Here is a 12,187-nt window from a genome sequence, read left to right on the forward strand (position 1 = left end):
ATTATTCAGATAATATTTAACTGATTTCTAGTCATTGCACCCTTTCTTAAGGTCACCATACACACCCATACAATAGTGATGTAGTCCCAAAATATAAAGCCACTAGAAATTAATCAAGTGACTTTTGTCATATAGAGGTAAAGGTCATTAAAGGACTTACCACCATATATTAACTTTCCCACCCTTTGCATTACTTGCTTCTATCTTTAATTGCAGGGTGCCATTTTTAAACTCCTTTAAGTCTTGTTGGATTTCGGTACTATGATCTAAGGGAATTGTAATACTTTTATCTCCTTGACGTAAAGTTAAAGTCAATGAGCCACTTTCCAATTCAGTCTTTATATTCAACTTCTCTGGTGAGCCGTCTCTAATTGTAAGCTTACTGTTGAGTCCACCAGATAAGCTCCTAAAGGAAACCTTCCATTGACTACCTATATTATTCTGCACCAAACCGATACCGACACTTCTACTACTTGAAGTTCTAAAGTCTGACATTAGCATTGAACCAAAAAATAGTAGTGCAAGGATAATCATAATTAATAAACAAGTTACAAACCCCACCAACAGACCTTTATTCGACTTATGACCAACGGGTTTTACATATTGAGTATCGGACATTTTAGAACCACATTCTGGGCATTCTCTCGGAGACTCTTTTCTCCCTATTAAGAAATATAAAAGGAGCCCTAATAGGTTTGGTACCAACAATACAATTACCACCCAAAGACCTGCATTTAGTCCCCGTGATTTTGCATCTCGATATGTCCATAAACCAAGAAAAATCAATGCTAATAGCATCAAACCTAAAATTGAAAAAATTAAGCCTAATTTAACATCCATTATAGAACAGCCTCCTTTTTCAAACTAAATTTCCTTACCCCTATTAAAGTTAAAAGTATTGTACTAGCATTGGTAGTAATTAGAAAGAATGATATAAGACTTGTTAATATCGGATTGATGGCAAGTATTATTAAGCATAAAATCGTTGTTGATGTCATCATTATACTGGATAAAGCTGGTAACCACCAAATTGATTTTTCTTTTTTATTAGCTCTATTAGCGCCTTTTTCCCTCTCTAATAATTGTTTCTTCAGGGCAATATTTAAGGCTTCATCTGGTTGCCCTTTCCATTCTAACGTTCGAAACAAAAGCTCTTCTAATTCTTCATCGCTAAACTTTTTCATATCCGCCCTCCTCTAATCTTTCCCTTAGTAACTTTCTAGCCTTAAAAATGCGACTCTTGACCGTCCCTTCAGGTATACTCAAAACTTCTGCAATTTCCTTAATGCTCATACTTGATGTGTAATGCATAATTACTATCACTTTTAATTTTTCAGGTAATCGATGTATTAGGCTTTCAATTTCTTGATAAAGCAGTATTTTTTCTACCTCTTCTTCAATATTGAAATTATTGGATATATTATTTATTTTATCAATATGATCGTCATGATTATCCTGGCTTGATATAATCCTTTCCCTACGCCCTAACTTACTCATTTGATTTTGCCATTGTCGGATGACTATAGCCATTAAATATCCTTTTGGATTTTTTCTTTCATCAATTTTCTCACAAACCTCTATCGCCCGCAAAAAGGTTTGCTGATAAAGGTCATCGGCATTTTCTTTAGTTCTAGCAAGCCTTCTGCAAAACCCATAAATCTGAGGACCATATCTATCAACTAATTTACTAATCTCATCTACCCTCAAAATATCACCTCCTACATAGTTATCTTTATAAAATGAAAAAAGGTTCATTTTTTTATGAACCTCGTGGCAATTCTATATAGGCTTTTCATATAAAATGTTCAACTTCTTCTAAAACCTTTTCTAAAACCTTTAAAGAGCCTTTAACATCTCCCATAATTTCTAAACTATGGTCTGTGCCACTAAATGTTTTTACTCTATAGTTCCTTCGTTTCTTTAATGCCTTGATATTTTCAATTGAATAACATCGATCTGCTGTTCCAATCATAATTAGTGATTGATTTGCTATGTCAATTAACTCTCTAACAAGGTTATCAACATGACATAAAGGGGTAAGCCATAGAACTTTTGCGTTTCTAAATAATACTTTCTTGTTTAGGACTTCAAGTGCCCCCAACATACCAATTGACTTAGTGACTAAAAAAATATCACTGTACTTTTTTTTATTTAAAATTTCTTCTACAGAATTAACTACATCTGTAGAGATCCATTTCCTTTTTTCTTCAGAATCTGCAGTCAAAAAACTGTCTATTTCCTTCCAATGGGGATTAATTTTTAATATGTCATAACCCTTATCTATTAAAAGTTCTGACACATAATAAAGTAAAGGCATGTCATTGCTATATGCGATTCCTGGTATTAATATTGCTAAGGCTGTTTCTTTATTTCTTATAAATTGATTATGTAATTCTTGCTTGTATCCCATCACTTTAATTTCTTCAATTTTTATCATCTCCACTTCCTCCTCTACTTTTTAAGTCTAATAAAGTAATGTTCTTACTAATAATAAAAAAGCAAGAAAAAGATCTACCCTGCGATACCTCTCAAATACTACGAATTAATAGCATCTAATTATTGACTATTACCTATTGTTTTGAGTATGGCTAGAACCCTGTTAATATATAAAAAAACCAAATAAAATCAGAAATAATCCTAATACTGTGGTAGTCACATTAATTTTGTTGATGATGCTTCGGTCCTCCACTAGAGCTTTAATGACAAAATTTATAAAATTCACATAATTAAACATAATATGAGCAATCTTTATTAGTGTTATGGTTACTAAAAGGGTTAAAAAGATAGAAAAGCTAATGTCAGTTGTCATTTCTTTATACCACGTTGTAGCTACGATTAGAATAGCTATGGCTCCAGCCGCTAACACCCATTTTGGTCGTTCTTCTGTATAAATCTTATTCAATTCAAAATCATTCCATTGCTTCGGTATGATATGCATGATTAATGTTATTCCAATCATTAAGGCACCCCAAATAATACTAAAAAGTTTAAAATACAATTTAATTCCCCCTTTAAATTCACAATTAATACAAGCTCTGAAGTTATATAACTTTATTTTAATTATATGAACAACTGGTGGAATTTATATTGTATTTTTACTTACGGATGTCCTAATATCCTTGTTATTATCTAACATAACTAGAGTCCAGCCTAATATTCAACCTATTATCTTTACTAAATTAAATAATATAGTATATTAACGGTTTTCGTTTGGACACTCCCCTAATCTAGCAGCCCCGATAACCAATAGGTAATCTTTAATCATTTCTCTGGTTACATCCATTTGTTCTAGGTATTGATCTGCTAGAGTTTTCTTTAACTCTAAAATCTGCTCTCTATTTTCCATTTTTAAGGGTGTAGGCGTATATTCTATTAAATATACAGTCCTTGCAACATCATAAAGAAAGTGTCCATGACAAACATTCATAAAATCGATGACTACTGCTTGTCCTTTAGATATAAATATATTACCTGGATGATAATCACCATGACAAAGAGCATCACCATTCTCTAATTTATCTAATATTAACATTATTTCTTTTTGTTTAGCTGAATTATCAGTTAATCCCTTTACTATGTTTTCTTCCAAAAATCCTTTGTAATTTCGTACATTATTAATTTTATTATGAAGAATTAATTTATGAAGTTCAGCCATATAAAGAGCACATCTTCTACTATCACCTGTTTTCAAAACCCAATCTAGCAGTGATTCGCCTTCAATTTTGTCATATATAATGCCTTTGGCATTTTCACAGTTTATCATTTCGTATACCTTAGGTTTTGGAAAGTTCATATTGTTTATTGCCTTCGCATTTTTGAATTCTGTTACTACAGCTTCACTAGGATAATCTTTATTAAAAAGTTTTAGTACTTTACCATCTTTTAGATCATAAACAGTAGCTGTATTACCAATACCAATTATCTTTCCATATTTCATATAATGTCTCCTTAAGCTATTTCTAATTAATCTATTTTATTTACTTAAGTATAAGCAACCCATCCCCTAGCAGGGCTGCTCTATCTTTTCTGCTATGATTAAAGCATGCAATGTATTTTCAATTGAAGCTTTACATTTACATATTTCTATATTAAAATCTAGCCATTGTCTATATTGCTTTTCATTTAGTTTATTTATTAACCTACCTATTTTGGGGGAGACCCCATCAGTAGCAATATGTTCTCTAACCTTAAAACCTAATTGGTCTAGTGTTGATTCCATATAGTCTGGTTCTAAACCAACAAAATAAGGATTACCTCCATATTCCATATGTACACTTTTATTTATATAAGCTATTGCTAGAATCCCACCTGTTTGCAATACCCTTCTACATTCATTTAGACACTTAATTTGTTGTTCTGTCTCAGGTAGATGATATAATGGTCCCATACATAATATTGTGTTAAATTCCTCATCTGTAAATCTGGATAAATCTAAAGCATCACCCTGCTCTACTCTTATTTTTAAGTTTTCCATTTTTGTTAGCTTATTTTCTATAATTTCTACATGTCTCTCTACAAAATCTATAGCCAGTACAGAAGCTCCCTTCTTTGCAAAATAAAATGTATAACGGCCTGTTCCTGCACCAATATCAAGTACTTTTGAGTTAGCATCTATATATTTATTTAGTAGGTGAATAGACGTATCGAATTCAACTTTGTGGGCATTATCCTTTATAAGCCTACTTTCTTCATCATAACTTAAGTAATATTCTCTAATATTGTTCATAATCTGCCTCCTTTTTATCTTAACATCCCTTATAGAGAAACCTTAAATTAACAATCATACTATCATTATATATTTTCTTTCATTAATCTTCAAAAGCTATCCTTCGACTTTATACGACATCTATGCAAAAAAAACATCTATCCAAATGATAGATGTTTCCTCAAGGTTTCTTAACATTTATTAAACTAATTCAAATGTCCTTCTCCACTCTGTCTCAATATTTCTGCTTCTATAAAGCTTAAAATTTCTTTTTTCTCTCTATCTGTAAATTCAAATCCGTGTACATTCATTCCATTATCGACTAACTCTAAATAATCTAATCGATAATCTCCATATTTTCTGTATACAGCCCATACCTTAGGATTCACTAATTCCCATCTACTGGCTACTTCTTGATCTAAATCGACATCTAAAACAATATCCATTAGGCCCTCTTGTTCTTCAAGCTCAGTTAGTTCGACGATGTTCTTTATCCTCATAATCATTAGCTCCTTTATCATATTCCACTATATATATAATTTTACCAGTCATGATAAAAATATAAGACTAAATAAATTCCAAAATACTAGGATTTAAGCCTACATTTAATCTATTTTAATCATACTTGTACTTGGAGACTCTTTAATTACTTTAAGTATTTTAGCAGTATAGATGGAATCATTTAACGCCTTATGAAATTTGTATTCTATCTCAATATTAAAAGTTTCTACAGCATTTTTTAAACCAATCTGGTTCCCTTTTGGAGCTTCTAAAAAGACCATACATAGTTTTTGAATGTCAACGTATTTCTGAATCCAACCTGTATCTATCTTAAAATAATTACAGTTTCTCTTTAATTCATTAATGTCGTCTCTTCCCCATGAGCATAGGGTAAACTCTTCTTCATTGATCCATAATTGAAAAGCTTCAATGGCTTCTGCTAAGGTTTTTCCTGTTATTAAATCTTCTGGACTTATATTAGTTTTTTGCTTAACCTTTGGATGTAATTTTTCATATAATTGAGGTCTTACATACATTTCAAAGGTAGATTCTATCTCATAGTCCTGATTGACCTTAACTGCACCAATTTCAATGATTTCTTGTGGACATAGAGGGTTACTGTTACCCTTCATAAGTCGCTTTGTTTTTCGATCAATTCTAAAGGCTGAATTAAACTCTAGATCAAATATAATGTATTTCATATGTCACCTACTATAATTTATTTTCAACTTCTTTAAATAATATACATAAATACAGCTAAAGGAAATAGTATTCTATTTTACATTAAACATTATTCATATTTCCCCTATATATTATCTTAATCCTTATACTGCTTAAATATTCTCTATTTCTAAAAAGAAGGTACATAATTATGATACTCTGACTTATTAAGCCTACCTAAATTTAGAAATAATTATATACAAAACCGCCCAAGGGATGACCTTGTTAGGAATTAATCACATATCTACACTTTAGCTTATCTCAATTTAGTATACCTTTTTTATTTTGGTAAATCAAGGCATAACAATTTTACAAAGCTAACACAAATACTAAAGTATTACATATTATGAAGTGAAAAGAAAGGAGGTATGTATATGTCTCAAGTTAGACCTACACCAAAACCATGTAGTCCTTGCCCTCAATTGCCAGGGACTTTAATCAGAATTTTTATCCCAGCAGGTGCTGTGATTAATCTTCTTAATATAATTGAATTAACTTCTCCAAGTGGAATTTGCTTAATTATTAGACTTCCTTTTTTAGGTACTACAGGTTCTTCTAAACCACTTTTTAACACCTTAGCTCAAGCAATACAATCTGCAGGAGGTAAATTCGAGTTTGTTCAAGAATAGTTTGGATCAAATCTTCCTTTTTAAGATTTAAAAGAATGATTTTAGGTAAGGAAACTAAGGTACTAACACAGTTTAATCAAAATTAATTAGTTATCCGCTAAACTCATCACTTAAGTTCTTTTGTATAAAAATAATTAATGCAGAACATTCCCATTCGTTTTAAAATAAAGTAGGAAGCATATTAAATGCTTCCTACTTTCATTTTATATATTTTGATTTTGTTATTTTTTTATTCTCTATAGTCAGTATAGTATAACCTATCTTAAATTAAACCAAGTCTCACTAGCTTTCCCACGATCGATGGCAACAACTGGAGTATCATTCTTTTTAACCGTAAATGCCACAAACCCTTCATGTTCCCCTCCAGGGTAGATATCCGTTCTAAAATCTGGTGTTAGACCAGCTACCGTCTCATGTCTTGAATACAGTATACCATCTTTACTGATTACATCAAACAAAGTTCTGTTAATACTTAAGGGCTTGTTATCTTGATTTTCTAAAACCTTAACTTTAAACTTTGCTAATATGTATTCTTCGTCACTATCTAATTCTTTATTAAACATATTTGCTTCTTTTACGATTTGCCACGCTTGATCTCCAGAAATAACTTCTGTTAATGTAACCTGAATTTTTGACTTTCCATATAACCAATCGTCTCGATCAAGTTCTAGTGTTTCTCCAACCTTAGCAGGATTAGTTCTAGAATTATTACTCGATGCTTGTTGAGCAGGAGTTTTTGGGTCATTAATATTTACAGTTGATGTTGCTCCATCAAAAGAAACCTCTCTCCCTAATGCTTCAGAAACTGCCCTCAATGGAACATAAGTAGTACCATTATATAAAATATTATCGGCATTCACTGTTGACCCATTAACTTTGATTGTTAAGCTGTTGAATAAAACACTAATAGTTTGGTTAAAACCTTGGGCTAATGCAAGAGGGTTTGCCATAATGATTAGTGTAATAAGGACACCAGCTATAAAACCCTTCATTTTGTTTCTCATCACATCATCTCCTTCTTTTTTATTGTTTTATACCCCAAATTAACAATTCTATATATATTTCTAAAATCCTTTGTTTATTCATCGCAACTTTCGACAAATGGATAAATTTATAATAATATATCTAATTTTATGTTCCATTTTTTCTAAGTTGAATTTAGAAGAGTATATTGACTACTAACAAAAACACCCTCCTATACGAATATTTATTAAAAATAAACATCCACATAAAAAGGTGCTCTATTTATGATGTACCTGTAAAGGTTAAAATAACTACCTACTCAACCTCATTCCAATTATGATGAACTTCCTGTACATCATCATTATCTTCAAGCATATCAATTAGTTTTCTCATTTTCTTAATATCTTCCCCCTGCAGAGTTGCTTCAGTTTGAGGGATGAAAACTACATCAGCACTTAGGAAGCTGTAGCCATCTTTTAATAAAGCATCCTTTACTGTGGCAAAATCTTCAGGTGTTGTAACCACTTGATAAACTTCCTCTTCAACAGTAAAGTCTTCTGCTCCTGCTTCTAAAGCTGCCATCATTAAGGTTTCTTCATCAATAGAATCTTCCTTTTCTATTAGTAGTTGGCCTTTTCTATCAAACATAAAGGATACACAACCTGTTGTTCCTAAGTTCCCACCATTTTTATCAAAATAGTGTCTAACATCACCTGCTGTACGGTTTCTATTATCTGTTAATACTTCTACAATAACTGCAACACCACTTGGACCATAACCTTCATAAGTAATGTGCTCGAAGCTATCTCCACCCAATTCCCCAGAACCTTTTTTAACAGCTCTGTCGATATTATCATTTGGCATATTAGCAGCCTTTGCTTTATCAATAGCGTTTTTTAACGCAGCATTATATTCTGGATCCCCGCCACCTTGGCGAGCTGCAACCGTTATTAATCTTGCCATTTTTGTATAGATTTTTGCTCTTTTAGAATCCTGTTTGCTTTTACGATCAATAATATTTCCAATCCGTCCCATTTCTATCTCTCCTTGTCTATATCTGCTACCAATTATATGTATTTAAGATACTAGCTTGATAAACTAGTACTTTTACTCCATAACAAATATATTTTAGCATAATTTCAAGTGAGTATCAATTTATTCCTTAAATCTCTGGATAAGGAGGCATTACTCGCTTATGCTCGGAAATTCTGTGAAGTCTTTCAATAATTCCTCGATCCTTTTCAGGAATTTCTTTTCCTTCAAGAAAGGCATCTATAAAGGCATAGGTGGTACCCATTTCCGCTTCATCGGTTTGTCCTTCCCATAAGCCAGCTGATGGTTTTCGCTCTAATACAGACTTGGGAACACCTAATACCTCTGCCCATTGGAAAACTTCGTATTTTTTAAGCCTAGCTATGGGTAGTAAATCGACTCCACCATCACCATACTTAGTAAAGTAGCCAGTGTAAACCTCTGCTTCATTGTCCGTCCCTACAACTAAATAATTTAAGTTATTAGCTACTGCATATAGGGTGCTCATTCTCAGCCTTGCCCTTAAGTTAGCATCGGTAATTCTAGCTCGCTCCTCATCAAAAGCACCTTGTTCTTTTAAAGCATTTGTTACATGGTTTAAAATACTCTTTTTCTCATCACTTAATTCAATCTCCATATACTTTATTTCAGCCTTCTCAGCTACAGCAATGCCATCTTCCACATCCTTTGGGTTGCTATTAATAGGTAAAATGACGCCTAATGAGTTGTCTGGAAAAGCACGTTTAATTAAGTTAGCTACAACTGCAGAATCGATTCCACCAGAAATACCCACTAAAAGCCCCTTTGCCCCCGACTCTTTTACTTTTTCCCGTAACCATTCCACCACTTGCTGGATTTTATTTTCTATTTCTATTGACAAGTCCATCAACTCCTATCATTTTTTTAAGAAATATTATATCATATTTAACTAATATTTGTTTAGTGTATACTAATATTCATGAAAAAATATTCCTTATATACCCTATGCTACTAAGTGTTTATTTTGTCTATTCAATGAAAAAGAAGTTTTCCTTTGGAAGAATTAAAGGATGACTTTAGGTAATTAAATTAATCTTAAATCATAAATCTCAATTATATATCATTTAATCCTTGAACCAGGCTTACTTTACTAAATTTGATTCCAAAGATGGTATAGTCTAGTATATATGCTGACGTATTGACAGCATATTCACCCGTAAACTCGTAGAATATGCCAATCTCATGCTTTTTCTTGGGTAAGATTGTTTTATTTTCTAAATTTTCCAATTCGAAGATATCCTCCCGTTTTGCTTCAGAAAGTCCCCATGTTGTGATTGCAGTAGTAAAGTATTCCATCCCTCTATATCCAATGGGTTCAATTCGTTTAACTTTTATTGGGAAAATAGTATTGTTATAGATATACCCTCCAAAACCCATATATTTGTTAGCATACTCAGGATAGGTTGCTTCTTCCATCAGTACACTACTACCTATATAAACATGATCTATGCAATAGTTGGTAACTAATTTTAGAGCAAGGATAGTCATTACAATAATACATATTGTGTATACAATCTTTTTCTTCAAGATACACTCCTCCTTCTAACAAATATTTAATTGAGTTTCTATTTTATTATTTATATATAGAAGTCTTTGTGACTTGCTATCATTTCCTTTCAATTTAACATGTTCATTTCTACATATTAACAGTTTACCATTACACACCTAGTTGTATCAACTTTCAATTTTATGAATCTGCCCTCTTAACCGTTGTACAACATTGTCCCGCTCTTTTTATACTACTAACAAAACATCATCACCAATCATTTACTTAAGTATTATTATAAGTTATTTTAACTACCATTTGCTGGGATTTGATTGGGTTCAGATTGTAACCAGTACTCAAAAAGGTCTCCAAAGATAAAATCCTGTAGAGACCTTTTGAAAAATACCTTAATTGTTATTGTAAAAACCTCTTGTTTCTGAAAAAAACATTGCTACATTTTTGAGACTAATTTCATCAGTAACATTTAATTCTAATAATTTTCTTCTTATCTCATCTTCATCTAAATACAGAATTTCCCCACTCTCTGTATCTATTATCCCGATTTCTACTTCTTCAATATTAGAGTCAATAAAAACTCTTTTATATAGTAGATACCGATCATTCCAACCAATCTCTATGACATCCCTTTTTATAACGATACCTTTATCACTATGTGTAATAATACGGTTGTTGACACTAATTTTTTCCACAGCATAATGATTTGGTAATTCAATTAAGCCTATGTTTTGGTCCTCTAACCATGATACAGATTGTTATATTTTAAACCTAACTACTCTTATAGCTACAAATACTAATGTCAATATTATTATTGAGATTAGGAGAACTTTAATCACTATTTTGGGCATTATCAATTCCTCCTACAAACCTAAACTACTCTGAATCTATAATTTATATAAATTATCTACAAAAATCTACAGGAAGATTATACCATAATTTAAATATTTTTCATATCAATAAGGGGTATTTAACATAAATAAGAAGGGTAATAGTTAGATGTTAGCCAACCATTACCCTTCTTATATTAATATTATTTTATCTAAATAACTTATACCTAGTCTTCAAAATTAAACAATGCAGTTGTTAAATATCTTTCACCTGATGAAGGAATTACCACAACAACTTGCTTCCCTTTTCCAAGTTTTTTAGCTACTTGCAATGCTGCTTCTATGGCTGCACCCGATGAAATCCCAACTAAAACTCCTTCTAATGCTGCAGACTTTCTTGCAGTCTCCATAGCAACATCATCATCTATTTTAATGATTTCGTCAATCACATCAACATTTAAAATTTCAGGAATAAATCCTGCCCCAATCCCTTGAATTTTATGGGGACCTGGTTGCCCTCCAGAAATAACAGGTGACTTTTCTGGTTCTACTGCAACAATTTTAATGTTAGGATTTTTCTTTTTCAGTATTTCACCTACACCAGTTACTGTACCACCTGTACCTACTCCTGCAACAAAGGCGTCAATATTTCCCTCCATCATATCCCATACTTCTTCTGCTGTTGTTACTCTATGGATTTCAGGATTCGCTAAGTTTTCAAATTGTTGAGGCATAAAGTAATCAGGATTCTCTACAGCTAATTCTTTTGCCTTTTCAATTGCCCCCTTCATCCCCTTTTCTCCTGGAGTCAACACTAATTGAGCCCCATATGCCTTAAGTAATCTTCTTCTTTCCATACTCATAGTCTCAGGCATAACTAAAATAACGGGATATCCTTTAGCAGCTCCGATCATTGCAAGCCCGATGCCTGTATTTCCACTTGTGGGCTCTATAATGGTAGATCCCTCTTTTAATTTACCTTCTTTTTCTGCTTGCTCTATCATATTTAAAGCGATACGATCCTTAACACTAGAACCAGGATTATAGAATTCTAACTTTAAATAGATATCAGCCATATCCTCTTCTACTAGCCTATTAAGCTTTACTAAAGGTGTATTTCCAATTAATTCATAGATATAATTTACTTTTTTCATTTTTAAAACCCTCCATTTCCTACTATTTCGATATGTTTTATATACATTATATGTATTATCTACCAGTAGTGTCAAGTTTTTTGTAGTGAATACTTTTATTATAGCTGGTTAAA

At 32.0% G+C, this 12,187-nt stretch carries 16 protein-coding genes; 1 reads left to right on the forward strand and 15 read right to left on the reverse strand.

The features are described from left to right. Positions 1 to 156: 156 nt before the first annotated feature. The 9 genes from T335_RS0113120 to T335_RS20735 all read right to left on the reverse strand — a co-directional run bounded on the left by T335_RS0113120 (position 157) and on the right by T335_RS20735 (position 5,907). Positions 157 to 840: a hypothetical protein gene (locus tag T335_RS0113120; RefSeq protein WP_026477960.1), complete on the reverse strand. Its 684-nt coding sequence runs from the start codon at positions 838 to 840 to the stop codon at positions 157 to 159. Beyond that, positions 840 to 1,184, reverse strand: a complete 345-nt coding sequence (locus tag T335_RS0113125) for a hypothetical protein (protein WP_026477961.1) — start codon at positions 1,182 to 1,184, stop codon at positions 840 to 842. The genes T335_RS0113120 and T335_RS0113125 overlap by 1 nt, the downstream gene beginning before the upstream one ends. Further along, positions 1,171 to 1,707 carry an RNA polymerase sigma factor gene (locus T335_RS0113130; RefSeq protein WP_026477962.1) on the reverse strand — a complete coding sequence of 179 codons (537 nt, stop codon included), beginning with the start codon at positions 1,705 to 1,707 and terminating at the stop codon, positions 1,171 to 1,173. Before T335_RS0113130 ends, T335_RS0113125 begins: the two co-directional genes overlap by 14 nt. Positions 1,708 to 1,792: 85 nt before the next feature. Continuing rightward, complete coding sequence (locus T335_RS0113135; RefSeq protein ID WP_026477963.1) at positions 1,793 to 2,437, reverse strand: hypothetical protein; 645 nt, start codon at positions 2,435 to 2,437, stop codon at positions 1,793 to 1,795. Positions 2,438 to 2,599: 162 nt separating this feature from the next. Next, the gene (locus T335_RS0113140) at positions 2,600 to 2,998 is read right to left on the reverse strand and encodes a hypothetical protein (protein WP_034328487.1); all 399 of its coding nucleotides are present in this window, start codon (positions 2,996 to 2,998) and stop codon (positions 2,600 to 2,602) included. Positions 2,999 to 3,196: 198 nt separating this feature from the next. Beyond that, positions 3,197 to 3,937 (reverse strand): aminoglycoside phosphotransferase family protein, encoded by a 741-nt coding sequence (locus tag T335_RS0113145; protein ID WP_026477965.1) that lies wholly within the window; start codon positions 3,935 to 3,937, stop codon positions 3,197 to 3,199. A gap of 66 nt (positions 3,938 to 4,003) precedes the next feature. Further along, entirely contained in the window at positions 4,004 to 4,726 is a 723-nt protein-coding gene (locus T335_RS21700) for a class I SAM-dependent methyltransferase (RefSeq protein ID WP_051569311.1), read from the reverse strand. Positions 4,727 to 4,911: 185 nt separating this feature from the next. Continuing rightward, positions 4,912 to 5,205, reverse strand: coding sequence for a hypothetical protein (locus T335_RS0113155; RefSeq protein WP_026477966.1), 294 nt, complete (start codon positions 5,203 to 5,205; stop codon positions 4,912 to 4,914). Positions 5,206 to 5,310: 105 nt separating this feature from the next. After that, positions 5,311 to 5,907, reverse strand: coding sequence for a 3'-5' exonuclease (locus T335_RS20735; RefSeq protein WP_034328533.1), 597 nt, complete (start codon positions 5,905 to 5,907; stop codon positions 5,311 to 5,313). 393 nt (positions 5,908 to 6,300) lie between these two features. Here T335_RS20735 and T335_RS0113165 point away from each other — a divergent pair, with 393 nt between their 5' ends. After that, entirely contained in the window at positions 6,301 to 6,555 is a 255-nt protein-coding gene (locus tag T335_RS0113165; protein ID WP_156943688.1) for a hypothetical protein, read from the forward strand. 257 nt (positions 6,556 to 6,812) lie between these two features. Here the strand turns inward: T335_RS0113165 and T335_RS0113170 are convergent, their stop codons facing one another. The 6 genes from T335_RS0113170 to cysK all read right to left on the reverse strand — a co-directional run bounded on the left by T335_RS0113170 (position 6,813) and on the right by cysK (position 12,074). Continuing rightward, positions 6,813 to 7,559 carry a stalk domain-containing protein gene (locus tag T335_RS0113170; RefSeq protein WP_026477968.1) on the reverse strand — a complete coding sequence of 249 codons (747 nt, stop codon included), beginning with the start codon at positions 7,557 to 7,559 and terminating at the stop codon, positions 6,813 to 6,815. 274 nt (positions 7,560 to 7,833) lie between these two features. Next, positions 7,834 to 8,553 carry a YebC/PmpR family DNA-binding transcriptional regulator gene (locus T335_RS0113175; protein WP_026477969.1) on the reverse strand — a complete coding sequence of 240 codons (720 nt, stop codon included), beginning with the start codon at positions 8,551 to 8,553 and terminating at the stop codon, positions 7,834 to 7,836. Positions 8,554 to 8,680: 127 nt separating this feature from the next. Beyond that, on the reverse strand, positions 8,681 to 9,424 hold the full coding sequence (gene nadE, locus T335_RS0113180) for an NAD(+) synthase (RefSeq protein ID WP_408605165.1): 744 nt from the start codon (positions 9,422 to 9,424) through the stop codon (positions 8,681 to 8,683). Positions 9,425 to 9,642: 218 nt separating this feature from the next. Next, positions 9,643 to 10,116 carry a hypothetical protein gene (locus tag T335_RS0113185; RefSeq protein ID WP_026477971.1) on the reverse strand — a complete coding sequence of 158 codons (474 nt, stop codon included), beginning with the start codon at positions 10,114 to 10,116 and terminating at the stop codon, positions 9,643 to 9,645. Positions 10,117 to 10,482: 366 nt separating this feature from the next. Then, positions 10,483 to 10,785, reverse strand: a complete 303-nt coding sequence (locus tag T335_RS0113190) for a hypothetical protein (protein ID WP_026477972.1) — start codon at positions 10,783 to 10,785, stop codon at positions 10,483 to 10,485. 362 nt (positions 10,786 to 11,147) lie between these two features. Further along, a complete protein-coding gene (gene cysK, locus T335_RS0113200; protein ID WP_026477973.1) occupies positions 11,148 to 12,074 on the reverse strand; it encodes a cysteine synthase A in 927 nt (308 codons plus the stop codon). Positions 12,075 to 12,187: the final 113 nt, after the last annotated feature.

This window comes from Alkaliphilus transvaalensis ATCC 700919 (assembly GCF_000621485.1).
Lineage (GTDB): Bacteria > Bacillota > Clostridia > Peptostreptococcales > Natronincolaceae > Alkaliphilus > Alkaliphilus transvaalensis.